14 protein-coding genes are annotated in these 26,281 nt (G+C 54.2%); 9 read left to right on the forward strand and 5 right to left on the reverse strand.

Annotation, left to right across the window (positions count from 1 at the left end; genetic code table 11):
• Positions 1 to 3 precede the first annotated feature (3 nt).
• The 4 genes from RGU70_RS07050 to RGU70_RS07065 all read right to left on the reverse strand — a co-directional run bounded on the left by RGU70_RS07050 (position 4) and on the right by RGU70_RS07065 (position 11,836).
• Positions 4 to 7,893, reverse strand: coding sequence for an ESPR-type extended signal peptide-containing protein (locus RGU70_RS07050; RefSeq protein ID WP_322208684.1), 7,890 nt, complete (start codon positions 7,891 to 7,893; stop codon positions 4 to 6).
• 614 nt (positions 7,894 to 8,507) lie between these two features.
• Entirely contained in the window at positions 8,508 to 9,335 is an 828-nt protein-coding gene (gene lgt / locus RGU70_RS07055; RefSeq protein ID WP_322208685.1) for a prolipoprotein diacylglyceryl transferase, read from the reverse strand.
• Positions 9,336 to 9,376: 41 nt separating this feature from the next.
• Complete coding sequence (locus tag RGU70_RS07060; RefSeq protein ID WP_322208686.1) at positions 9,377 to 10,327, reverse strand: LysR family transcriptional regulator; 951 nt, start codon at positions 10,325 to 10,327, stop codon at positions 9,377 to 9,379.
• 303 nt (positions 10,328 to 10,630) lie between these two features.
• Positions 10,631 to 11,836, reverse strand: a complete 1,206-nt coding sequence (locus tag RGU70_RS07065) for a dienelactone hydrolase family protein (protein ID WP_322208687.1) — start codon at positions 11,834 to 11,836, stop codon at positions 10,631 to 10,633.
• A gap of 380 nt (positions 11,837 to 12,216) precedes the next feature.
• Here RGU70_RS07065 and ilvD point away from each other — a divergent pair, with 380 nt between their 5' ends.
• Together ilvD and RGU70_RS07075 are read left to right on the forward strand one after the other, a co-directional pair.
• Positions 12,217 to 13,890 carry a dihydroxy-acid dehydratase gene (gene ilvD, locus RGU70_RS07070; protein WP_322208688.1) on the forward strand — a complete coding sequence of 558 codons (1,674 nt, stop codon included), beginning with the start codon at positions 12,217 to 12,219 and terminating at the stop codon, positions 13,888 to 13,890.
• 74 nt (positions 13,891 to 13,964) lie between these two features.
• Positions 13,965 to 14,288: a c-type cytochrome gene (locus RGU70_RS07075; RefSeq protein ID WP_322208689.1), complete on the forward strand. Its 324-nt coding sequence runs from the start codon at positions 13,965 to 13,967 to the stop codon at positions 14,286 to 14,288.
• Positions 14,289 to 14,387: 99 nt separating this feature from the next.
• Here the strand turns inward: RGU70_RS07075 and RGU70_RS07080 are convergent, their stop codons facing one another.
• Positions 14,388 to 15,533 carry a branched-chain amino acid ABC transporter substrate-binding protein gene (locus tag RGU70_RS07080; RefSeq protein WP_322208690.1) on the reverse strand — a complete coding sequence of 382 codons (1,146 nt, stop codon included), beginning with the start codon at positions 15,531 to 15,533 and terminating at the stop codon, positions 14,388 to 14,390.
• A 495-nt stretch (positions 15,534 to 16,028) separates the two neighbouring features.
• Between RGU70_RS07080 and RGU70_RS07085 the strand changes: the two genes are divergently transcribed.
• The 7 genes from RGU70_RS07085 (at position 16,029) to RGU70_RS07115 (ending at position 26,280) form a co-directional block, all read left to right on the forward strand.
• A complete protein-coding gene (locus tag RGU70_RS07085; protein ID WP_322208691.1) occupies positions 16,029 to 17,789 on the forward strand; it encodes a cation:proton antiporter in 1,761 nt (586 codons plus the stop codon).
• A 30-nt stretch (positions 17,790 to 17,819) separates the two neighbouring features.
• On the forward strand, positions 17,820 to 18,494 hold the full coding sequence (gene rpiA / locus RGU70_RS07090; protein WP_322210730.1) for a ribose-5-phosphate isomerase RpiA: 675 nt from the start codon (positions 17,820 to 17,822) through the stop codon (positions 18,492 to 18,494).
• Between the two features lie 1,205 nt (positions 18,495 to 19,699).
• On the forward strand, positions 19,700 to 20,863 hold the full coding sequence (locus RGU70_RS07095) for a methyl-accepting chemotaxis protein (RefSeq protein WP_322208692.1): 1,164 nt from the start codon (positions 19,700 to 19,702) through the stop codon (positions 20,861 to 20,863).
• Positions 20,864 to 20,889: 26 nt separating this feature from the next.
• On the forward strand, positions 20,890 to 21,267 hold the full coding sequence (locus tag RGU70_RS07100; protein ID WP_322208693.1) for a response regulator: 378 nt from the start codon (positions 20,890 to 20,892) through the stop codon (positions 21,265 to 21,267).
• A gap of 20 nt (positions 21,268 to 21,287) precedes the next feature.
• Positions 21,288 to 21,581 (forward strand): STAS domain-containing protein, encoded by a 294-nt coding sequence (locus RGU70_RS07105; RefSeq protein WP_322208694.1) that lies wholly within the window; start codon positions 21,288 to 21,290, stop codon positions 21,579 to 21,581.
• The gene (locus RGU70_RS07110) at positions 21,578 to 23,839 is read left to right on the forward strand and encodes a chemotaxis protein CheA (protein ID WP_322208695.1); all 2,262 of its coding nucleotides are present in this window, start codon (positions 21,578 to 21,580) and stop codon (positions 23,837 to 23,839) included. Before RGU70_RS07105 ends, RGU70_RS07110 begins: the two co-directional genes overlap by 4 nt.
• On the forward strand, positions 23,839 to 26,280 hold the full coding sequence (locus RGU70_RS07115; RefSeq protein WP_322208696.1) for a methyl-accepting chemotaxis protein: 2,442 nt from the start codon (positions 23,839 to 23,841) through the stop codon (positions 26,278 to 26,280). Before RGU70_RS07110 ends, RGU70_RS07115 begins: the two co-directional genes overlap by 1 nt.
• Position 26,281: the final 1 nt, after the last annotated feature.

Below are 26,281 nucleotides of genomic sequence, written 5' to 3' on the forward strand. Positions count from 1 at the left end.
ATGTCATGGAGAATTCAAGTCATTACTGATAATAATCACTTCATCCTGTACGGAAAAAAGCCGATTACCGTCTCCGCCACGGCCTTCTGCTACCGAATTTTTGAGTAAGGAAGGCGACGTCATGCCGTCGCTTATTTTAATGACCAGCAGATTGACATCTCCCGCTAATTTTGTCGTCAGCGCATCCGTATTCGTCCGCGTAATTCCCTCAAATCCTTGTTGTATAGACAGCCCAATTACCTCCCCGATTGCCACGCTGCTGAGGGTAGTCGCCGGGGCGGTGCCAATAACCGGAGGGGCATTAATGAAACTCGCAACAGTAAGCTCCTGAGGTGTCGCCATCACGGTGACGGTGTCGTTCTGCATATTGATGACGAGGTTATCGGCACCATTCACAATCGCTACGCCGTTGGCGCTGACATTGACCGTAGTCAGACCTGCCAAATAGTTAGTCAAGCCCGGTAAATTGACCCCGCCTTGCATCGCGTTGAGATTGCTATTGCCGGTCACCATCAAACTACTGCCAAGCGACCCCGTAATATTTCCTGTCGTGCTGTTGAGCACTAACTGTCCGGCGCTCAAATTTCCATTGAGCGCCACGCTACCGTTCGCAGACAAGGTCGCGTTGCCGGCCACCTGCGCATTGCCGATCATGTTCAAAGCTTTGTTCGTCACCACGTTGAGGTCGAGGGTACTGACATTGCCGATCGTCAGGTTGCTCACCGCATTGAACGCGGCCGAACCGCTGTTACTGGTGCAAAGATTGACGGTGCCATTAAGTAGGTTGCCGCCGAGCAGATTAAGGCTGCCATTTGGTGCCATCGCATCCAGCACAGCAGCGATGTTCAGCGTGCCGTTTGCCAGTTGCGTGACATTCGCAAAGATACTGAGAAGCGACAGGTTGCCCGCGCTAAGATTACCGCCCAGGCTCAAATTCCCGCCGGCAATCAGACTGGTGTTGCCACTGCTGGTCAGGTTCCCCGCAGTGACCAGAGTCCCGTTGGAAGAAATCGTCAGATTGCCAGTGCTGATATTGGCGACCGTCAAATTACCGTTACTCGCCAGAGTCAGCTGATTCGCTGCGCTGAAATTGCCGTTGAAATTGAGTGATCCGTTACTCGAATGCAGGCTTAAATTCGGCGCAGATATATTGCCCCCCAAGCTTAAATTACCTCCAGACGATAAATTAATACTGCTCCCAGCCGTCAAATTTCCTGTCGTTGTTAAGGTCGTGTTCGACGTTACCGTCAAATTGCCAGTACTAATATCGCCAATCGTCAAATTGCCATTACTTGCCAGATTCAGGCTGACCGGCCCACTGAAATTCGCACCTGGATTCAATGAGCCGTTAATCGAACTGAGGCTCAGATTCGGCGCACGGACATTGCTCCCCAACGTCACATTGCCGCTGGCGGACAAGCGTGCATTATTGCCAGCAGTCACATTCCACGCCGTGTCCAGTGTCCCATTGCTCGTCACATTCAGATTAGCGGTACTTACATTACCCAGCGTCAGATTGCTGGCACTGGCGATAGAGGCCGAACCGCTGCTGCCGGTATTCAGATTAACGAGACCGTTGAGCGTATTGCTGGCGCCCGTCAGATTGACGCTACCGTTACCGGCAGTGGCATTGAGCATCCCGCTGAGATTCAAGGGGCCAGTTGCCAGTTGCGTCACATTGGCCGTCGTACTGACCAGACTCAGGTTGCCGGTGGCGAGTGTGCCGTTGAGCGTCAAGTCGCCATTTGTGTTCAAGGCCGTACTGCCCACGGCCACGATTACGCCGTTAGTGGTCAGAGTCGCATTACTGGTTGCCGTCAGGTTCCCCGTGCTGATACTGCCCAGCGTCAGGTTACTGGCACTGGCGATAGAGGCTGACCCGCTGCTGCTGGTGTTCAGATTAATGAGACCGTTGAGCGTATTGCTGGCGCCCGTCAGATTGACGCTACCGTTACCGGCAGTGGCATTGAGCATCCCGCTGAGGTTCAAGGGGCCTGCCGCCAGTTGCGTCACATTGGCCGTCGTACTGACCAGATTCAGGTTGCCGGTGGCGAGTGTGCCGTTGAGGTTCAAGCCGCCATTCGCGTTCAAGGCCGTACTGCCCGTCGCCACGATTGCGCCGTTAGTGGTCAGAGTCGCATTACTGGTTGCCGTCAGGTTACCTGTGCTGATACTGCCCAGCGAGAGGTTGCTGGCGCTGGCGATGGTCACGTTGCCACTCGCGCCGGTATTCAGATTGGCCGCACCATTGAACGTGTTGCTACCTACCAGATTGATGCTGCCGTTGCTGGCCGTGGCGTTGAGTGTGCCGCTGACGTTTAATACTCCCGTCGCCAGTTGCGTCACATTGGCCGTCGTACTGACCAGATTCAGGTTGCCGGTGGCGAGTGTGCCGTTGAGGTTCAAGTCGCCATTCGCATTCAAGGCCGTACTGCCTACGGCCACGCTTGCTCCATTAGTAGTCAGCGTTCCATTACTCGTTGCTGACAGGTTAACGGTACTGATATTGCCTATCGTCAAACTGCCATTGCTGGCCAGCGTCAGACTCGTTGGCGCACTAAAATTTGTCGCGAGATTCAATGATCCGTTACTCGAACTGAGGCTTAGATTCGGCGCACTGACATTACCCCCCAGCGTCACATTAGCGCGGGCAGACAAGCTGGCGTTGCTACCCGCAGTCACATTCCCCGCTGTGCTCAGGGTCCCGTTTGAAAATGCCGTCAGATTGCCAGTGCTGACATTGCCCAGCGTGAGGTTGCTGGCGCTGATGAGGGCTGCGCTGCCATTAGCGCTGGTATTCAGATTGGCCGCAGCATTGAACGTGTTGCTACCCACCAGATTGATGCTGCCGTTACTGGCCGTGGCGCGGAGTGTGCCGCTGACGTTTAATACTCCCGTCGCCAGTTGCGTCACATTGGTCATGGTGCTGAGCAGATTGAGGTTGCTGGTGGCGAGTGTGCCGTTGAGTGTCAGGTCGGCGTTCGCGTTCAGGGAAGTACTGCCCGTGGCCAAGATTGCGCCGCTGGAGATTAGCGTGCCATTACTCGTGACGTTCAGATTGCTGGTGCTGATATTGCCCAGGGTCAGATTGCTGAAGGTATTGATGGCAGCCGAACCGCTGCCGCCGGTGTTCAGATTGACGAGGCCGTTGAGCGTGTTGTTGCCGGACAAATTCACGCTGCCGTTAGCTGCCGTGGCGTTGAGCGTGCCGCTGACGTTCAACATCCCTGCCGCCAGTTCCGCGACGCTAGCCGTGGTACTGAGCAGACTCAGGTTGCTGCTGGTGAGCGTGCTGTTGACTGTCAGATTACCGTTTGCGCTCAGGGCGGAAGCCCCCGTCGTCACGATCACGCCGCTGGTAGTGAGCGAGCCATTGCTGCTGGCATTCAGAGTGCCGGCACTGACATTGCCCAGTGTCAGACTGCTGAAATCATTGAGGAAAGCCGAACCGCTGGCGTTGATACTGACCAGTCCGTTGAACGTATTGTTGCCGGTCAAATTAATACTGCCGTTACCTGTCGCGACGTTGAGTACGCCGCTGATGTTCAACACTGCCGCGGCCAGTTCAGTGACCATGCCTGCCGTACTACCCAGACTGAGATTGCCGGTGCTGAGCGTGCCGTTCAGTGTCAGGTTGCTATTGCCGTTGAATGTGGCACTGCCGGTTGCCGCGATCGTGCCGGTGGTGGTCAGCGTGCCATTACTCGTCGCCGACAAATTAACGGTAGTGATATTGCCTATCGTCAGATCGCTATTGCTTGCCAGGGTCAGACTCGTCGGGGCGCTGAAACTGGTACCGAGATTCAATGCGCCGTTGCTGGAACTCACGCTCAGATTCGGTGCGCTGATAGTGCTCCCCAGCGTCACATTACCGCTGGCGGACAGGCTCGCATTACTGCCTATCGTCAGATTTCCGGTCGTGGTCAGCGTGCCATTACTCGTCGCGGACAAATTGACGGTAGTGATATTGCCTATCGTCAGATCGCCATTACTCGCCAGGGTCAGGCTGGTCGGGGCGCTGAAACTGGTACCGAGATTCAGTGAGCCGTTGCTGGAACTGATGCTCAGATTGGGCGCGCTGACAGTGCTCCCCAGCGTCACATTAGCACTGGCAGAGAGGCTGGCATTGCTGCCCGCAGTCACACTTCCCGTCGTGTTCAGCGTTCCGTTCGACAGCACCGCCAGATTGCCCGCGCTGATAATGCCTAGTGTCAGGTTACTCAAATTATTCAGTGCGACCGAACCGCTGCCGGTGGTGTTAATGCTCACTACGCCGTTGAGCGTATTGTTGCCGGTCAGGCTGACGTTGTTACTGGTCACGACGATAGTGGTAGTGCCAGTGACATTCATTTGTGCGGTGGATAGCTCGGTGATGCCGGACGCATTACTCGTCATGCTCAGGTTGCCGACGCTCAGATTGGCGGTGATATTGATGTAGCCGTTGCTGTTCAGGTTCAGATTGCCGGAGCCGCCGCTCAGGTTTCCGCCTAAGTTACCGCCTAAGTCGAGGTTGCCGGTATCGCTGATGTTGAGGCTGCCTGTCAGCGCAAGTGCATTGTTGCTGCTGAGGAGCACATTGCCGGAGGCGTTGAGTGTCGTCGTGCCGGCCAGAGAGGAGCTGTTGGCGCTTGCCAGCAGGATGGCGGGTGCGTTGAGGCTGACGTTGCTGTTGGTGCCGGTGATATTTAAAACGCCGGTCGCATTCTGGGTAATGTTCGCTGTCCCCGTCAGTTGCACCCCGATGCCCGAAGTGGCGACCCCCGTCAGGTCTATCTCGCTGGTGCTGTTTTGCGTCAGCGGGGCGGTGACGCTCACCCCTGCGCCGGTCGCGCTATTGCCTGTGACCTGCAAGGTGCTTCCGGCGCCCACCGTCATGGGCGCGCTAATCAATACGCCTGCGCCATTCGCGGTGGAGCCATTGATGCTGATGAGGCTGCCGGTGCCGCTCTGTGTCACCGCGGCCGCAATTTCCACGCCGTCGCCGCTCCCGCCGGTGGTGCCATTGATGACGATGCTTCCCCCACCGCTCTGCGTCAATGCCCCTTCTATCCTGGTTCCTGCATTGGCCACACTGGTCCCGTTGAGCGTGATATGGCTCAGGTTGCCAGTTTGCGTCAACGACCCTGCGATATCCAGTCCGACATTGCCGGAACTCTTTCCGAGGATGTTAACCGTGCTGTTATTGACCGTGAGACTGGCGTTGCTGCCCAGGATGAATCCGGGGGAAGTGCTTGCGTTGGCGCTTGAATTGAAGCTGCCTGAACCGTTCATAGTGAGGCTGCTATTGCCTGCAAAGATGACGGCGCCCGGCCCGGTACCATTAATCACCAGCAGGCTTGAACCGGTCTGGTTCAGGTTCGCGTTATTCAAGTACACCCCGGCCAGGGAGGACACATTATGCGCAACGCCATTGAGTACCAGCGACCCGCTGCCCGTTTGAAGCAGGCTGGCGCCAGTATCGGCATAGATGCCTGCGGTGCTGGTGGTATTGGTGCCAAAGGCGTCGCCAGTCATTGTCACGCTGCCACTGCCGCTGAGGAGCAAGCTCCCCTGCATATACACGCCCTGATCGAGGCCGGTCGCAGCGATGATCAGGACGGAGGAAGAGGATTGGTTAATCGATCCGGAAATGTTGATTCCCATGCCTGCGCTGGAGCTGGCATTCAAGGTCACGCAGCCAGTGCCCGATTTGCTCAGATTGCCGGCCATCAACAAGGCGGTGGAAACTGCGTTGGCAGAGATCGTGATGTTGCGCGTCCCCAATTCCTGCACATTGACACCGGCTGCAATCGATATCCCATAAGGACCGCTTGCGGTGGCGTTGCCGATCAGGTTGAGTGTTCCGGTGCCGTTTTCCACAATATTGCCGGAACTTACCAGAACTGCATCGTTTGTACCGCTGATGTTGCCGGTGCTGACGCCGCTGATATTTAAGATATTTAATACACCGACGGCCGTACGGGTAAAGGCGGTACTCGCATTGCCATAAAAGGCCACGCCATTTGCCGCAGAGCTGTTGCCGTTGATAACACCGTTGGAATTGCTGAAAGTATTGTTGTTGTAAAAAACCACCCCATCACCACCACTGTTGCCGTTGCCGTTCACAACCACATTACCGCCATTGAGGTTCACCACGGAATTGTTGAACGTGATGGTGCCGGACGCATTCATAAACAGGTTTATTCTGTTGGAGCTAGACGTGATGCTGGCGGTTTCGGTGATGTTGTTGCCGGCGGTGAACGACAGAGTAGTGCTCACCCCTGCGGACTTGATGATGTCGGCGTTGATGATGATGTTGCCGGCTCCACTGCCACTGGAATTGGCGGTACTGAGGATGACGCCGGTACCGGCGTTGAGAGAAGTCTGGATGGTGGCGTTGTTGACCGTCGCGCTGCTATTGGCTCCAGCGGTGAAACTGCCGCTGACGCCGCCGGTGTAATTGGCATTGCTCCCCGAACTGATGGTGATGTCGACCGGGTCCAGTAACCAGCTACCGGCATTGCCCATCGCTGCGCTGGCATCTACCAGGCCGAAGGCTTGCAGGTTGTTGTGGCTCGACGTTTCAACCGTGCCGCCGTCACCGCCCTGCGGGCCGCCATGCGCCGTAATGTTGCCGTAAAAACCTGTGAAATTATCCGACCACAGCACCACTCTGCCGCCATTGCCGGTATCAGTGGCAGAGGCGTCAATGCTGGCGCTGGCCGCCATGACCGTGGCCTGTGCGTGCGCAACCTTGCCAGCGTTACTGCCCTGATAATCGCCGCCGATCAGCACCGTGCCGCCGCCAGTAGTGCCGCTGGCATCGATGAAGGTTTGACCGAATAATCCGACCTGTTGCCCGGTCAGTGTCACGTTGCCGCCGACGCCGTTGGGATTGGCCACACTAATCGTGGCGCCCGATAAATTCACGGTCCCTGCCGCACCGCCATCGACAATCACGCTGCCCTGACTGCCGGAGACATTCATCACGCCGGTCAGATTGATGACGTCGTTGAGCAGGGCATTGGCCGATTGCGCGGTAATCAAGACCTGCCCGTTGGCAGCGTTAATCGTGCCGCTTTGTTCGACTAAAGCATTGGCGCTGGCGTTGGTCAGGATGAAATTGATCAGTTGCCCGTTCGACAAACTGATGGTGGCCTGATCGCCCGCCGCCAACACCACGCGGCCAGCAGCGGCATTGATGACGCCACTGTTCCTGACCTGATCGCCCATCAGGACGACATAGCCGCCTGCCGCATTGAGACTGCCACTATTTTGGATTAAGCCATTGCTGGTGCCGGCACCGCCGAAAATCAGATCCTGATTGCCGCTCATGAATGCGGCATTGCCAATGTCCTTGGTAGACGCCATCAGCCCTGCGACATTGACCATCGCGCCATTGCCAAAGACGATGCCTTGCGGATTGACCAGGAATACCTGACCGTTGGCGGTGAGCGTGCCCATAATCTGGCTGCTGCCGGTCAGTCCGGTGACGCGATTGAGTACCGCTGCGCTGCTGCCCGGTTGCTGGAATTGCACGCTGTTGCCTGCGCCGATATTGAAACTGTTCCAGTTAAGGACGGCGCGGTTGCTGCTCTGATTGATGAGGAGGGAATTGGCATTGGTTTGCGCGATGCTGGCGGCACCGGCGGCCACCACGCCGCCTTGCGGCAAGGTTTGCGCGAATGCTCTGGAGGCTTCGGGCAGCAACAGCGCTGAGCCGGTCAGTACTGCGCTGGCAAGAGCAATGTTGCGCATGGAAACGAAGAAAATATCCCACACGGGACCGCGATGAATACTACTGGCGCTGCCATTGCCTCTGCCGGCCTTGCTGTCACTGGTTGCGTTTTCCGCCACCACCATCAGCATGCCGCGTTTTTGATTAAAAATAATCCGATAAAGAAGCTGGTTCATGCGCGCCCTGTATCTGAAAATAATCAGCCTGTATTTTTGAAAATCAGCGATACGCTTCAGATGGAACCTATTGCGTTCGAGATTTATTTCTCTCTTATAAATTATTAAAAATAACAGGTGGGCTGGGTGGTTTCATGAGGACTTGCGTTATCTTTAAACGCTTATTTCACAAATCAGGATTCGTTTCCGTGAGGGTCTGTTCCAGTGAGGTATCGTCGAGAGAAAATGCCATGGAGTATCCCTTCTGAAAGATGAAGAATATTATGGTTGAATTAATGAAACACTAAAACACTAAATGAGAAAATACAATTATTTATTAAATATATAATTTATGGATAGAAATATTATTAAATATAAATTTAATTGAATAATTTTTTAAAAATAAAATTTATTGTTTTTAGTTAATATTATTTTCTCGTATTCAATTAAACATGAGTAATTAATAAGATTATTCGTGCAGTTTATTTTGCAATATTGGGTTGTCAGAAGTCGGTACGGTGATCCGGTGAGATGGCGTCTGTGGCGGGCGCACATGAAAAATGCCGTTCGACGCAAGGTCAAACGGCATTTTTTCTGCCGGCGCATGAGCGGCCGGAGAGAGGGAGTGCTGCTGGTTATTTGGCCGCTACGACGGGGGGTGTCGTATCAAATTTCGGATTCCTGTAGGCCACGATCAGCAAGACAATACCCAGCACGATCATGGGCACCGACAGCATTTGCCCGGCTGAAATGGTGATGCCGCCGAAACTGACGTTGTAATCCGGCACGCGGAAATATTCGGTGAAAAAGCGGGCGCATCCGTAGAGCAGCGAAAACATGCCGGACACGGCCATGCGTGGCCGTGGATGACGTGCGTATAGCCACAGCAGAATGAAGAGCAGGATGCCATCCACCAGCATCTGATAAATCGGCGAGGGGTGGCGCGGCAGGTTATCGACATTGGGCCAGATCATGGCCCAAGGCAGCGAGGCATCGGCCACCCGGCCCGGCAATTCGGCGTTGATGAAATTGCCCAGACGTCCGGCGGCATAGCCCAGCGGTACCAGCGGCGCGATGAAATCCATAATCTGCATCAGCGGACGTCCCTTCTTGCGGCCCCACCAGTACATGGCGACCAGTACGCCGAGAAATCCGCCGTGAAATGACATGCCGCCTTTCCATACCGCGAAGATATCGGCTGGATTGTGAAAATAGTAGACCGGGTTATAAAACAGCACTTCGCCCAGACGACCGCCCAGGACGACTCCCAGTACGCCGTAAAACAGCATGTCGTCGAGGTCTTCCTTTTTCCATCCGGCGGCGGCGATATGCGCTTGCCGGATGCGCACGCGTCCCAGCGCGATGAAGAAGACAAACGCTAGCAGGTACATCAGACCGTACCAGTGCACGGCCAGCGGACCGATGGATATGGCGATCGGATTGGGCATCGGGTGTATCAGCATGAGAGGGGCTTTCTAATGTATATGAAGGGGGCTGGAGGAGCCTAGGGAGAATCGGAGAGGACGTCAGGGGGTGTGGCGGCTTGTTCTGCGGGAGAGGGCGGGATGGCTTGCTCCCGGATCAGGTCAAGGAAGGCGCGCAGCACGGGTGAGGGGTTGTCGCGTCGCCAGGCCAGTCCGGTTTCTATCAGCGGCGTTGCCCCGCGCAAGCTGCGATAGTCGACTCCCGGACGGCGCAAGTTGGACACAGATTGTGGCACAAGTGCCATGCCCATGCCGGCCGATACCAGACCGACGATGGTTTGCATCTGGATCGCTTCCTGGCCGATGTCCGGCACTACATCGGCGTCGCGGAAGCAACTCATGATGGTGTCGTGGAAGCCGGGCGCGATCCGGCGCGGAAAAATAATCAGCGGCAGGTCAGCCAGTTGTCTGAGCGCAATCGGGCCTGTGCCGGGCAGCGCGCCGGTGGGAACGACGGCGATCAGCGGTTCTGACAGTACGGGCAGGTAGTCCAGGGTGCGCTTGATTTTGTCCGACAGGGGCGGCAGCAGCAGACCGGCGTCGATCTTGCCTTCGCCCAGCTGATCGAGCTGCACATCGCTGGTGGCTTCGCGCAGTTCGATGCGGACTTGGGGGTAGCGCGCCCGGAACTGTTGCAGCAGCGGCGGCAGGATGCTGTAGTCGGCGCTGGAAATGAAGGCCAGCGAGAGTACGCCGGCCGCTCCGCCAGCGGCGCGGCGCACCAGATCGGGCAGGGCGGCGGTTTGCAGCAGCAGGCGCTGCGCCTCCGGTAGCAGTGCTTCACCCGCAGCGGTGAGGCTGACGCTGCGTTTGGTGCGGGTAAATAACAGCGTCCCCAGCGCGTCTTCCAGCGCCTGAATGGTTTGCGACAGCGGCGGTTGGGTCATGTGCAGGCGCACGGCGGCGCGGCCGAAGTGTTTTTCTTCGGCGACGGCAATGAAGTAACGCAGCTGACGCAGGTCGATTTGCATGGCGGTGCATCAACGTAAAAGAGATGGAAAAGGAGGGGTAGTGAAAAAGGCGCTTGGGCCAGTCAATCGGATTATAGATGAATCATATGCAAAAAATATGAATTGCCGCTGAGTCATATATTTAACCGCCGGTAAGTGGCAATGCACTTTGCGCGGCATTTTTCTGTATCAAGCGATGGCTTCGCTGCTCTTGCTGGAAAAAAAAGGGGAGGGCCCGGCAGGTCGTCGTTGCAAGGGACATGGGTGAAAGATCGACATACCGACTCCCCTTGCTGATCTCACTGCCCGGCATTCAGCCTGCCGTCATTTCATCAAGGTGTTGGACGGCAGTGTTTCATCGAGGAGTTTTTTGGCAGTGTTGATGCCGACCACGGGCAAGGTGTTTTCATCGAGCAAACCCACTTGCACCAGTACGGACGCCTGATCCCAGTAAATATGTTCGTGGTAGAGCTTATCGCCACGGAAATTGACGATGGCAATCAACGGAATTTCGACATATTTGCCGGTGGGTTTAATCCCCGGAAGCATCCAGTCGATTTCGCAGGTGTGGGTGAAGCAAAACAGGCATTCATCCACAATCTGGGAGGCCCCTTCGGTGCGGGAAATCGGAATCAGACGGGTATCCGGCGGATTGCTGTGGACGAAGTGATTGGTATAGAAATGATGCAAGTTTTTATACCCTACGCCACCCGTCATGGTGGGGATATGGTTGACATAGGGTTCGGCCACCATCGTCGCCATCGTGTCATCCACGTTGCGGGTCGTAAATTCATATTCACAATGCTTATCCCACAAGGCGGAAAGATTGTAGTGCGGGCCGATGGCCTTGCGGAAGGCGTCGATCGATCGGCCATGCGCCATTAAGGCGGAGGATTTGTCGTAGTGTTCTGAAACGGGGCGGGCAAAGGCGTGATCCACATCAGGATACAAGTACATTCTGACGTTCGGCTTATCCTGCAAGCCAGCGACTATTTTCTCTCGCACTGCTGCGGGCGAAAAATGATCCAGGGCCGCGAAGTGCAATACCAAATTGCCTTTTATATGGTTTGCTTCATTCAGGTTTTCTTCGATGCCGACGCCGTAATAGGCGACCGCTACATCGATATCGCAACGACATGCGGCCAGATAAGCCAACTTCCCGCCGAGGTAATAACCCAGCACACCGGCTTTGCCCTCAAATTGCGGAAGCTGACGTAAGACCTGTAAGGTGGCATCAATGTCTTCAACGGCCAGATCCTGATCGCAGCCGGTAAAGAGGGCGAAAGCGCGCTCCAGGTCTGCCGGCGTATAGCCCAGTTGCACTCCCGGTTCCTGCCGCCAGAACAGATCGGGTGCCAGCACGACATAGCCTTCCTCTGCGTAATGATCGGCAACTTCACGGACGAAATCATTAACCCCGAAAATTTCTTGCGCCAGCACAATGCCAGGCCCCTTGCCGGAGGCCGGTACCGCTAAATAGGCGCTAAATGTTCTACCGTCTGCGGCCTTGATGCTGATATAGCTTCCCATTTGCGTTCCTTCTGAGGTGATGAAGAGGGGTATGTCCCTTCTGAAAATAGCCGCTGGCACAGGGGGATGTTGCCCGGAGACAACCACTATAGTCGGTAGCAACTTCCCCTACTATCCGGATCTGGCAATTTATGCGTCGGTCGGGAGATTAAATTCGCCGGCGGCAAGATATGGATAGTGGCGGACAGGGACGCCCCTTATTGCTGCCGCCAGTCAATGAACAGAGCGATGAGTCATATCTAAAAAATATGAATTGCGTCTGAATCATATATTTGACAGCAGGTTGGAGGCAAGGCACTCTACGCGCACGCATTTGTCATCCGCATACCATTCGCCACTCATTTAGTTGCTCACTTAGCCCCACCCCTACGGAGATCGCCATGTCCTTCAACCGCCGTTCCAAAAATATCACTCAGGGCATCTCACGCAGCCCTAACCGCTCCATGTATTACGCCATGGGATATGAGAAGAAAGACTTCGACAATCCGATGATCGGCGTGGCGAACGGGCATTCCACCATTACTCCTTGCAATTCCGGTTTGCAGAAGCTGGCGGACATCGTGATTTCTACGATTAAAGCAGAAGGCGCCAATCCGCAAGTGTTCGGCACACCGACCATTTCCGACGGGATGTCGATGGGGACGGAAGGCATGAAGTATTCGCTGGTGTCGCGCGAAGTGATTGCCGACTGCATCGAAACCGCCGTCATGGGGCAGTGGATGGATGGCGTGGTCGTCATCGGTGGTTGCGATAAAAACATGCCGGGCGGCATGATCGGCATGGCGCGCAGCAATGTGCCCGGCATCTACGTCTATGGCGGCACCATCAAGCCGGGCAAATGGAAGGGCAAAGACCTGACCATCGTGTCCTCATTTGAAGCGGTGGGTGAATTTTCGGCGGGCCGCATGTCGCAGGAAGATTTCGACGGCATCGAAAAAAATGCCTGTCCTTCGTCCGGTTCGTGCGGCGGGATGTACACGGCCAACACCATGTCTTCTTCGTTCGAGGCGCTGGGCATGGCACTGATGTACTCCTCCACCATGGCCAATCCTGACGATGAAAAAGTCGGCTCCGCTGCTGAATCGGCGCGCGTGCTGGTCGAAGCCGTTAAGCGCGACCTCAAGCCGCGTGACATCATCACCCGCAAGTCGATCGAAAATGCCGTCGCGCTGATCATGGCGACCGGCGGCTCCACCAACGCCGTGTTGCATTACCTGGCGATTGCCCATGCCGCAGAAGTCGAATGGACCATCGATGACTTTGAGCGCGTGCGTCAGCAAGTGCCTGTCATTTGCAATCTCAAGCCTTCCGGCCAATATGTGGCGACCGACCTGCATCAGGCCGGCGGCATTCCGCAAGTCTTGAAAATCTTATTGAACGCCGGCCACATCCACGGCGATTGCATCACCATTACCGGCCGCACTTTGGCGGAAGAACTGGCAGGCATTCCCGATCTGCCACGCGCCGATCAAAAAGTGATTCATACCATCGACAAGGCTCTGTACGCGCAAGGCCATCTGGCGATCCTGAAGGGCAATCTGGCACCGGAAGGCTGCGTGGCCAAGATTACCGGTCTCAAGAATCCGGTCATCACCGGCCCGGCCCGGGTGTTTGACGATGAGTACACCGCGATGGATGCCATCCTGGCCGATCAGATCAAGCCCGGCGATGTGCTGGTGATGCGTTACCTCGGCCCTAAGGGTGGCCCTGGCATGCCGGAAATGCTGGCACCGACTTCGGCGCTGATCGGCAAGGGTCTGGGCGAATCAGTGGGTCTGGTGACCGATGGCCGTTTCTCCGGCGGCACCTGGGGCATGGTGGTGGGTCACGTTGCACCGGAAGCGTATGTCGGCGGACTCATTGCACTGGTCGAGGAAGGTGATTCGGTCACGATCGATGCGCATCAGCAGTTGCTGCAACTGAACGTGGCGGACGAGGAAATCGCTCGTCGTCGTGCCTTGTGGAAGCAGCCTGCACCGCGTTATACGAGTGGCATTCTGTACAAATTCGGCGTACTGGTTTCATCGGCCAGTAAAGGCGCGGTGACCTGCTAGTATCTGGCTGCTATCCGGTGTGGTGATGTGCTTGCCGGATAGTTGCTGCGGGTCTGGATTTTATGGAGGGCAAGATGAAACAATCGATATTGCAAGGCATGTTGCTGACCGGCGCATTGACGTTGGTGTCGGGCGCAGTCATGGCGCAGGCCTCGTCACTTGATCTGGCGCGGACTAAAAATTGCATGGCGTGCCATGCGATTGGCAATAAGGTGGTCGGTCCGGCGTATAAGGATGTCGCTAAAAAATATGCCGGACAAAAAGGCGCTGAGGATATGTTGGTGCAGAAGGTCATGAAGGGTGGCGGTGGCGTGTGGGGTGCAGTGCCGATGCCAGCCAATACCCAGGTTTCTGCGGCTCAAGCGCACACACTGGTCAAATGGGTGCTGTCACAGTAAGTCGGCTGAACCAGAAGCAAGTAATGAGAATGAAAAAAACGCCACGTATATTTTACGTGGCGTTTTTCATTACAGCATTGGTTTGCCGTTGCGTAGTACTTACTTGACGACTTCCAGCAAAGTACGGATGCCTGCCTTGTAAGTGTAGAGCGTCAGGGAACCGTCCTTGATATCGCCCTTGGCATCGAATGCGATCATGCCGGTAATGCCCTTGTAGTGGGTCTTGGCGATTTCAGGCAGGAATTTCGCAGGGACGGTGGAGTTGGCTTTCTTCATTGCCTCAGCAACGACCATGGTGGCGTCGTAAGCATAGGCAGCGTTATAGACAACGTCGATACCGAAGCGTTTCTTGTACGAAACCTTGAAGTCTTCCATGGCTTTCTTGCCCGCTTCAGGGACGCCGCCTGCTTCAGCGCAGACGACCTGATCGTCACGCAAGCCATCGCCGGCCAGTGAGGCCAGTGAGCCGGTACAGATACCGTCGCCGCCCATGAACTTGGCGTCGATGCCGAGCTGTTTCATTTGACGCAGCATCGGGCCGCCGACTGCATCCATGCCGCCGAAGAAAATCACATCCGGTTTCTTGGATTTGATCGAGGTCAGGATGGCGTTGAAATCGGTAGCCTTGTCGTTGGTGTATTGCTTGGAGACGATAGTCGCGCCGGCTGCCTTGGCACCCTTGGCAAATTCTTCGGCGACGCCCTGGCCATAGGCGGTGCGGTCATCAATGACAGCGATATTCTTGCCCTTGAGATTCTTGACGGCATATTTGCCCAGCACGCTGCCGAGCTGCGCATCGTTGGCGACTACGCGGAAGGCGGTCTTGAAACCTTGCTGCGTGTACTTCGGATTGGTGGCGGAAGGCGAAATTTGCGGAATGCCTGCATCGCTGTAAATTTTTGAAGCCGGGATGGTGGTGCCTGAATTGAGGTGGCCGATCACTGCGGCGACTTTAGCGTCAACCAGCTTGGTGGCGACTGCGGTAGCTTGCTTCGGATCGGAAGCATCGTCTTCCGCCTGAAGGTCCAGTTTGATTTTCTTGCCGCCGACAGTAAAACCCTTCTGGTTCAACTCTTCGATGGCCATGCGGGCGCCGTTTTCATTATCTTTGCCCATGTGCGCGTTCGGACCCGAGATCGGGCCTACGTGACCAATGGTGACGGAGGACTCCTGCGCATAGGTTGCGCCGGCAAACATCAATGCAATAGCGCCAGCGAGGGGGATAATTTTGCTCTTGAGTTTCATTACTGAGGTCCTTTGTGTGAAAGAAAAATGGTGGGTGTGAAAGCTTGCTGTTGATGATTGTTATTTTCTGTTGGTACCGATCAGCGTCATCCAATATCGACAAAGAAGGTAACGGTCAAACCTGCATCGGACAACCCTGAGGGATCAGGTTACAAAAGGTACAACATAAAAAACCTGCGTGCAAAGTATATTTTGCCGTTGCCGGGATCAGTGAGGGACGGCGGTAAGCAATGCTGTGTGACAAGGCTGAGGTGCTGCGCAGTAGTGGGGCGAAGCGAGTGAAATAAGACGACGTAATGCGCGGTAACGGTGCAGATATGGTGCAGATATCGGCTCTAAGCGCCGTTTTGGATCGTCATACCGCTTGTAAAAATATGTCGATGGGGCTGCGTGTGTTATTTTCCACGGGGTTCAACAGGCGTTCTTTGTTCAAGGCCACAGGTCCAACGCAATGAGGGCACTGCCGCCAATTTTATTTTTTCGGGATAGCGCTTTATGGATGCAGTGGAACTATTTATTCAGGATCTGGCCGTCATCATGCTGGTGGCGGGTGTCGTGACGGTGGTGTTTACCCGTTTCCGGCAACCGTTAGTGTTGGGTTACATCGTCGCCGGCGTACTCATAGGGCCGCACACGCCGCCTTTCGCGCTGATCCAGGATTTGCATACCGTTCATATTCTGTCCGAGCTGGGGGTGATTTTTCTGCTGTTTTCTCTGGGACTTGAGTTCAGTTTAAAAAAACTGGCCCGCGTCGGTGCGACTGCGCTGATCACGGCGATGGCGGAAATCGCCATGATGATCTGGCTCGGTTACGAAATCGGCGTGTACTTCGGCTGGAAACCGATGGATGCTGTTTTCCTGGGCGCGATGCTGGCCGTTTCCTCGACCACCATTATCGTTAAAGCGCTCAATGAACTCGGCTTGAAAAACGAAAAATTTTCTCAAATCATTTTCGGCATTCTGATCGTTGAGGACATCCTCGCCATCGGCATGATTGCTTTGCTCTCCGGCATTGCCACCAGCGGCTCGGTGGCGCCGGCAGAAGTGGCGGGAACCATAGGCAAACTGCTGCTCTTTATGACCGTGTCGCTGGTGGTAGGCATTGTTGTGGTGCCGCGCTTGCTGAGTTATGTCGCCCGTTTTCGCAGTAATGAAATGCTGCTGGTGAGCGTGCTCGCTATCTTGTTCGGATTTTGCCTGCTGGTGATGAAATTGCAATACAGCGTTGCGCTGGGGGCCTTCCTGGTGGGCGCAATAATGGCCGAAGCGCGCCAGATTCATCGTATCGAACGTGTGATCGAACCGCTACGCGATATGTTCAGCGCAATTTTCTTCGTCGCAATCGGCCTGCTGTTTGACCCGACTGTCCTCAAGGATTATTGGCTTCCGATTACCGTGATTACGATAGCGGTGGTGTTCGGCAAGTTGGTCAGTTGCACTATCGGTGCGTTTCTTTCCGGCGAAACGGGCCGCACGCCGATGCGAGTGGGTATGGGGCTGGCGCAGATCGGTGAGTTTTCTTTCATCATCGCCGCGCTCGGCGTGAGTCTGAAAGTCACCAGCGACTTTCTTTACCCGATGGTGGTGGCGGTATCGGCCATTACGGCTTTGCTGACCCCCTACCTGATTCGTGCCGCCGATCCGTTGTCGAGCAAAGCCGCCAGCGTCTTGCCGTTAAAGCTCAGCAAGGCGCTGGGCCAGTATTCGACCTGGCTGCACAGTCTCCAACCGCAAGGCGATAAGGCAGCTCTGCGCAAAATCATCCTGCGCATTGTGCTGCAAGTCCTGGTGAATTTTGCGCTGATGATTGCCATCTTCATGTGCGCCTCGTTTTTCGAGAAAATCATCAGCGATAAAATGGTCGGCTGGGTGGATGATGTTGACCTCAAAAAGGCGCTGATCTGGGGCGGGGCTTTGGTGTTGTCGTTACCGTTTCTTATCGCGACCTATCACAAGTTGCAAGCGCTGAGCATGTTGCTGGCCGAAGTGATCGTCGGGCCGGAGTTCAACAGTGTCCGCGCCAAGCGCATGCGCCAAGTGATTTCGGAAGCAGTGCCAGCATTGTCGATCGTATTTTTTATGGTACTGATTTTCGGCTTGAGCGCGAATATCCTGCCGCCTTTGAAGTTGCTGCTCGTGGTGTTGCTGAGCGTTGCAGGTTTGTTGGCGCTGCTGTGGCAGCGGCTGATTAAATTGCATTCCCGCTTGCAGATCGCCTTGTTTGAAACCTTGAACGAGCAGCCGGAAGAGCATTGAATTATTTTTTAAGGCACTGACATGACACAAATGACACAAGATGAATTGAAACAGGCAGTCGCCAGAGCGGCCATTGAGTACGTGGTGGCGGGGGAGATTGTCGGCGTGGGGACCGGATCGACCGCCAATTTTTTCATTGATGAACTGGCCAAGATCAAAGATCGCATTATCGGTGCCGTAGCTTCGTCCGATGCCAGCGCGGCGCGCTTGCGCGGCCATGGCATTGCCGTTCTGGATTTGAATCAGGTCGAATCGATGCCGGTGTATATCGACGGCGCAGATGAAATCACGGCGCAGGGTGCCATGATCAAGGGCGGTGGCGCAGCGTTGACACGCGAAAAAATTGTGGCTTCTGTCGCCAGGAAATTCATCTGCATTGCGGATGGTTCCAAGCTGGTGGAGCGACTTGGACAATTTCCTTTGCCGGTGGAAGTGATTCCGATGGCGCATGCAAGCGTCAGTCGCAAGCTGGCGGCTCTCGGCGGTGAACCGCGTCTGCGCTTGAAAGACGGGCAGCCGCTGCTGACCGACAACGGCTGCTGCATCCTTGACGTATTCGGTTTGCAAATCGAAGATCCGCAAGCGCTGGAGCGGGAAATCAATCAGATCGCTGGCGTGGTGACGGTTGGCCTGTTTGCGCAGCAAGGCGCGACGGTGTGCTTGCTGGGAACGGCAGAGGGAGTGCGGCGGCTGGAGTTTGCGTAAAACCAGCCACAGCAGGCCTCAGAATCGACGAAACCATAAGGGCTGTTGCTTCCCAACTGACGTTGACCGCGCATGTTCAGTTCGTCCCCATCTTTCTTAGATTCCATGATGGAGCCAGCTATTGGCTGGCCGCAGCCCGTTAATGCAGTCGTGCGTGTTTGAGGCGATTGGCATAAGAAATAACTCTAAGAGCCGTGCGATGATTTTGCTTCATCGCATGGTCGTAATGGCGATCATTTTTCTCGACGAATGAATGATCCCGATCCTGCTTAATTTCATCGGCGCCACGCCGAATAAGCTCGAAATATCAGGATTTTCTCCCAAATATTTTTATTTTAAATGCCAATAATTTTTTTATTTATTTGTATATAGATAAATGACGATTAATTGAATTATATAAATTATTATTTAATTGGCGTAACCTTGTTTTTCCTGCAATTTAAAATCAGTAGGTACAATAACTAAATAATGATCGTTTTGACTCTATCTGTTACTTTGATTATTCATTAAATTAATATAAACAATAGCAGTATTGGTTGTGAAAATTATTTTCATAAATAATATTTTTTAAGCTGGTGAATTGGCTTGATCGTTAGTATTTTCATAGTAAAAATTCCTATGAAAGAGATGATGATTTAAAAAAACTGAGGATGTTTTTTTGATAAAGAAAATAAATTTAATCAAAAATAATTGTTATGAAGAAATTTGCATGCTATTGTAAATAAAGCCAACCAAAATATAAAAACTGCTAGCAGTTAATATTTTTATGCGGATGAAAAATGCCAAGTAAATCTACGTGCAATAAGTCAGAAGCCGACAGAGTTTTTATCTGCTTCCTTTCGATCATTTTATTCGGTTGTTTCTTTCCAATACTGCGCCGACTAAGGCGCGTCATAAGCTGCACTAATCAATGGTTCTTCATTGACACGATGGGCTGCCGAAATCGCCTGTTCGCTGACCGTGCCACTCATTTCTAATGTGATGCCGGCCTGACTCCTGTTTCCGTATATTTTCATTCGCAAGCGTTGCATGAATGCGCGCTGTTCACTTTTTTAAAAAATCATCAGAGTACGTGCAGGGAGGCATGCAAGAAAAAATAAGGCTGCAATGCACAGACCGCATTACAGCGGCTAAAAATGTAGACCGATGCACTGGCATTGAGCATCAGTTCCATAGCGGATTTATTTCAGGGAGTGCCGGACAACATGGCATCAAGCACCTCGCCCCGCGTGAATATTCCGCGTCAACAGATACGTATCGCCCTCATGCTTTGCGCTGCTGCTACCGCTCTCTCGGGATTACCATTGCTGGAGCATACGGGCGTCTTGCAGATCCTTGTTTTCGTCAGCGTCGCACTTGCCGCGGGCAGTGTGGCATGGCTTGTCATCGGAGATTTCCGGACTGCGAATAAAGACCAGGCGGTCAGTGTTGATCCAAGTCCCTCGCAGCTTAGGGAGTTGGTCATCAGTGTCCTTGCGATCTGGCAACCGCAGACGGGATCAGTAAAGACGCAGACGGAGGCCGCAGGCCTGCAAATGGTGGAGCATTTCAGTTCCATTATCAAAGAATTCGATACCGCCGGATTCGGTGGTGTCAGCGGCACGAAAGATTCCAGCGCGGAAGATTCAACGCGCAATTTGCTTTCCCTTTGTGACAGGGAATTGAAGCCGCTCATTGAGTCACTCGGAGACATCGTCATAAGCAAGGACGCCTTACTTGGCAGCGTGCGTGAGTTGGTGAAGGCAACACTGGAATTGAAGGAAATGGCATCAGAAGTCAGCATGATTGCCGCGCATACCAATCTGCTGGCCATCAATGCCTCGATTGAAGCGGCCCGCGCTGGTACGGCCGGGCGCGGTTTTGCCGTCGTCGCAGCAGAGGTGCGCAAGCTGTCGCTTCTCTCGGCGGATACGGGGAAACATATCAGTCAACGAGTGCAGCAGATCGGCGTCATCATGGAGTCCACACTCAAATCAGCAACCGACTCCGCTGAGTCGGATAAAAAAGCAATAACAGAAGTGGGAGAAGTCGTCGGCCATGTGCTGACGCATGTCCGCACATTAGGCGGTTCAGTCGACAACATGCGGCAGCACGGCAATGGTATTCGTAGTGCGGTAGAAGAGGTCATGGTCACCCTGCAATACCAGGACCGGGTCTCGCAAATTCTCGAAGTGCTCAATGTGGACATGACGCGTTTGCGAGAAGTTCTGCTCAAACCCGATGCCATCTTACCCAATGCAGATGAGTGGATGCATGGCAGCGGCAGTTCATACAAACGCAGGGAAGGCATCATGCACGATGCGCCGGTAGCCAAAAAGGCCCGCCAGGAATCGATCAGCACAGATGATGGAGACGTCACTTTTTTCTAGTTCACTTCTCTTTAAGGGCGGGTTGCATGGCGAAACTTATTTTGATCGTAGACGATTCCGCATCACTCCGACGCGTGGTCAACCTGGCGCTGAGCGCAGCGGGGTACGAAGTGATCGAAGCGGAAGACGGTCTCGATGGCCTGTCTAAACTGGATCAACTGGCAGGGAAAAAAGTCCACCTCATCATCAGTGACGTCAACATGCCACGCATGGACGGCATTGAATTTGTGACCCAGCTCAAGCAAAAAGTCGCTTTCAAATTCACTCCGGTAATTATGCTGACGACCGAAGGTGACGATGAAGTCAAAGCCGCAGGACGGACAGCAGGTGCCAAAGCCTGGATTATCAAACCGTTCAATCCGCCGCAAATGCTCAATGCGGTCTCCAAACTGATTCTCCCTTAACCAGCGTGAACGGAGCAGTCATGACGATGCAAACAGTTACTTTAAACGGGTCGCTGACGATCGAACGGGTCGCTGAGATAAAGGCACTCATGCAGATCGCATTAACTGACCATACTGGGACCGAGGCGATAGAAGTAGACCTTGCGACGGTAGGGGAATTTGACGCTGCAGGCTTGCAATTGTTGATGGCATTTGCGCTTGCGGCAAAGAGTGCAGGAACGTATGTGAAATTATGCAATACGTCTGATGCCATCGATGCAGTGCTGACCTTGTATGGCGTGCGAAATCGCTTTGCAGAGGAGGAGGCGGCATGAGTCAACAGGACAGCATGTTCGACGAAGCACTTCTGATTTTCTTTGATGAAGCGCGTGAAATGCTGCAGCAAATGGAAGATTCTTTGCTGTGCCTGGAGCAGAAACCGCAAGACCAGGAGGCAGTCCACGCCTTATTCCGCGCGGCGCATACGATCAAGGGTACCAGTGGAATTTTCAATCTCACCCGCGTAGTCAACTTCACGCATCAACTGGAAAGCGTGCTTGACCGGTTGCGCAAGGGAGGTCTCGCTATCGATACCTCCCTGAGCGAAGTATTGTTCGCCAGTTGCGACATGATGGCCAAGCTCCTGGAACAGACTGAGCAGCATTGCGAGGCAGAAGACGAGCTGGCGGAATGTGATCGTGTTGCTGAGGCGCTGAAAGAAAAACTCTCCGGCTTCATGGGCAATGTTCCCGCACGTGCCGTTCCCTCAGTCGATGTTTCTGCCGGTGCCGACCTGAAAAATTCCGGTGCGGAGAGCGTATGGCATCTGTCGCTTCGATTTCATGGGGATACCTTTCGTAATGGATTTGATCCGCTGACAGTCATCGAATATCTCAAAACAATCGGCGAGATAAAAACCATTGCAACGGTCGACGAAGTTGTGCCGGAATGGAGTGTATTTGATCCTGAAACCTGTTCGCTCGGTTTTGAAATCCGCTTAAAAACGGATGCCGGTAAATCAGACATTGAGGCCGCGTTTGAATTCGTAGGGGACGATTGCGAGGTGCATATCATTGCGCCCACCCGCCGCGCAGCCGACTTCATCCAACTGATCCATGACTTGCCACATGAACAACGTCTGGGCGATATTCTGGTCGCTTGTGGTGCTGTGACACGCGAAGATATTAACGAAGCCCTGGCGCAACAGGAAGAATCGGAAGATGGCACACCGCGATTGGCATCGCAAGCGGTGGGTCAGATATTAGTGGCGAACGACAAAGTCGCCAGTGAAGTGGTGGATGCCGCTGTAGAGCGGCAAAGCAACAATGCTGCATCCCGCCATGAAGGAGGCTCGTTTGTCCGGGTGCCGTCCGACAAACTCGATGAACTGATCAATCTGGTTGGCGAGCTGGTGATTTGTGGTGCCAGCGCCAGTTTGCAGGCGGTCAAATCACGCGATCCGGGCCTGATCGGTACCACTGAACAGTTGAGTCATCTGGTCGAGGAAATTCGTAATGGCGCGCTTGGTTTGCGCATGGTTCGCATCGGAGAAACCTTTGTGCGCTACCGGCGCGTGGTGCATGACATATCGAGCGAGCTGGGTAAAAAAGTCAGCCTGGAAATTCAGGGTGCGGACACCGAACTCGACAAATCTGTAGTGGAAAAAATTGGCGATCCTCTGATGCATCTGGTGCGTAATGCCCTCGATCACGGGATTGAAATGCCAGCGGTACGACAGGCTCTGGGCAAACCTGCCGATGGCACCATTCGACTTTCGGCGCGGCATGATTCCGGCAATATTGTGATTGAAGTCAGTGATGACGGACGCGGGCTTGATGGAGACATGCTGCTTTCTAAAGCACGTGAGCGTGGTCTGGTCAGTGAAACGCAGACATTCAGCGAGACGGAAAAATTCGACCTGATATTTACCCCTGGATTTTCCACGGCAGAGAAAGTCACTAACCTTTCCGGGCGCGGCGTCGGTATGGATGTCGTCCGCAAAAATATTGAAGCCCTGCGCGGTTCGATCAAAATTCACAGCGTGTTGGGACATGGCACGACGATGGAAATCCGACTGCCGCTGACGCTGGCGATCATCGATGGATTCCTGGTCAAAATTGGTGATGGCACCTTTGTGATCCCCTTGCATGCGGTGCTGGAGTGCATCGACGCGGATCCTGATCGCATGAACCTCAACGACAAATCGGCCGGTTTCATTAAATTGCGCGGCGAAGTCTTGCCGCTGCTGGATTTACGCTCCGTCTTCGCATGCGATGGGCCGCCACCCGACAAGCGTCGTATCGTCGTGATACAGAGCGGTGGTGATGACAAGGCTGGCATGGTGGTCGATTTTCTTGAAGGTGAGTATCAGACCGTCATCAAACCATTGGGAAAGTTATTCCGCTATTTGCGCGGTATCAGCGGATCGACGGTGCTCGGTTCGGGGGAGGTGGCGTTGATATTGGATGTTGGCGCGCTGGTCAAACTGGCGGTGAATCAAAAAACCGATGAGGCAATCGACAGGCAAAAGGCCCTGCAGCGTGATTTGCAGGCAATCGGCATGGGGCAGGGCAATGTTAACCGGGAGATATGATGTTGAAACGATTTGGCGTAGCGGAAAAGACGATGGTGTCAATGATTGCACTGATCGCAATGGGATTGAGCCTGGCCGTGCTGGAACCGGGCCGTCCTGGTGTGCTGCATGGTGTTTTTCTTGTCGCAGGAGTCGCTCTGGCGGGTTGGACTTTTTATGCGCAACGAGCAGTTCTCAACGACATTTTGTCGGTAGCACAGGCGCTGGCGAGTGGTAATTTTTCGCTTCGCTGCAAGGATGGTGATGGCAATGGTGGTCGCGCTGGAATTGCCGGTGCCTTGAATGGCATCGGGATCACCTTGCAACGCCTAAGCACCGCGCAACAGACGATGATTGAGCGCCATTCTGAAGGATGGATTGATGATCATATCGATACTGCCGGGCTGGCCGGTGGCTTTGGCGAAATTGGTGATGCGATCAATCGTCTGGTCCGTTCGCATATTGACGTCAAGATGCAAATTGTTGATGTGGTGACCGCCTATGCCAGAGAAGATTTCTCACGCGATATAGAGCGTTTCCCGGGCAAGAAGGCGGTCATTACGACAGCAATCGACATGGTGCGTGACCGGTTTCAGGCAACGATCAAGTCGAACGTCATTAACTCGCGCATTAAGTTGGCGCTCGACGCCACCTCGACTTCGGCCATGATCGCCGACGCTGACGGACAGATTCTCTATATGAATAAATCTGTCACCACGCTGCTGAGCGAAGCCGAAAACGATATCCGTAAGGATTTGCCCGACTTTCGTGTCGACGATGTGGTCGGCGGCAGTTTTGATCGCTTCCACAAAAATCCGGCGCATCAGCGCAACATGCTGGGCCGACTGCACAATTCTCACGCCGTCGATATCAAGGTGGGTGGCCGTACCTTCGGTCTGATTGCCACGCCGATGCTGAATGATAAAAATGAACGGCTTGGAACGGTCGTTGAATGGAAAGACCGTGAAGCGGAAATAACGGCCGAGCTGGTTGCCAACGATAATGCGCGCGTACGTCAGGCGCTGGACAAATGTTCAACCTCGGTCATGATTGCCAATATCGACGGCGATATTATTTACATGAATGATTCTGTTTTTGGCATGATGAAAAACGCCGAGAACGATTTCCGCAAAGACCTGCCACAGTTCCGCGCCGATCAGATTCTGGGTGGCAGCTTTGACCGCTTCCATAGGCATCCGCCGCATCAACGCAATATGCTGTCATCACTGAGTAGTCTGTACCGGACGCAGATCAAGGTGGGCGGCCGCACCATGGCTTTGTTCGCTAGTCCGATTATTTCCAAAGATGGCACGCGGCTTGGCACGGTGGTCGAATGGAAAGATCGCACCAATGAAGTTGCCGTCGAAGTGGAAATTGCCAGTGTGGTGGAGGGGGCGGTCAACGGTGATTTCACACGACGTATCGATCCGGCAGGCAAGGAGGAATTTTTTGCTGTACTGGCAGCCGGCATGAACAGTCTGATGATGACTAGCGAAACCGGTTTGAGCGAAGTAGTCAGCGTACTCAAAGCGCTTTCTAACGGTGATCTGACGCAGCGTATTACCACTGAATATGCTGGTACTTTCGGTGAACTCAAAGAATATACAAATACAACGAACGAAAAATTATCCGACATCATTTGCGAAGTATTAAATGCGGCAGAGGCGCTCACCTCGGCTTCTGCGCAGGTGAGTTCAACGGCGCAGAGTCTATCGCAGTCTGCCTCTGAGCAAGCGGCGGGTGTGGAGCGCACTAGCAGTTCGGTGGAAGAACTGTCCAGTTCGGTCATCCAGAATACAGAGAATGCCAAGGTCACCGATAGCATGGCCAGCCAATCGGCGACTGAAGCAGTGGAGGGCGGTGATGCTGTCAAACGCACTGCCGACGCCATGAAACAGATTGCTAATAAAGTCGGCATCATTGATGACATTGCAGACCAGACTAATTTGCTGGCCCTGAATGCGGCGATTGAGGCGGCACGCGCAGGTGCTTCCGGCAAGGGTTTTGCGGTGGTCGCGGCGGAAGTGCGCAAGTTGGCGGAGCGCAGTCAGGTGGCATCGAGAGAAATCGGCGAGCTGGCCGCTAACAGTGTGGCCATGTCGGATACGGCGGGGCGTTTGCTTACCGCAATGATTCCTTCCATTCGCAAAACCTCGGATCTGGTGCAGGAAATTACGGCTGCATCGGAAGAGCAAACCAGTGGTCTGGCGCATATTAGCACGGCGATGAATCAGTTGAATCAGGCGACGCAGCAAAACGCTGCCGCGTCGGAGCAACTGGCGGCAACGGCAGAGGAAATGTCCGGGCAAGCCGGAGCGCTGCAGCAGCTGATGGACTTCTTCAAGGTCGATGGTCCGGTTCAGCACAAGGTGATACGTGAACCGGTTCCGCAAAAGATCGTCGGCCCGCGCAAAGCGCCGCCGGTTGCGCTGCTCGATGAGTCGCAATTCAAGCGTTTCTGAT

Source organism: Herbaspirillum sp. RTI4, assembly GCF_034313965.1.
Classification (GTDB): Bacteria; Pseudomonadota; Gammaproteobacteria; order Burkholderiales; family Burkholderiaceae_D; genus Herbaspirillum.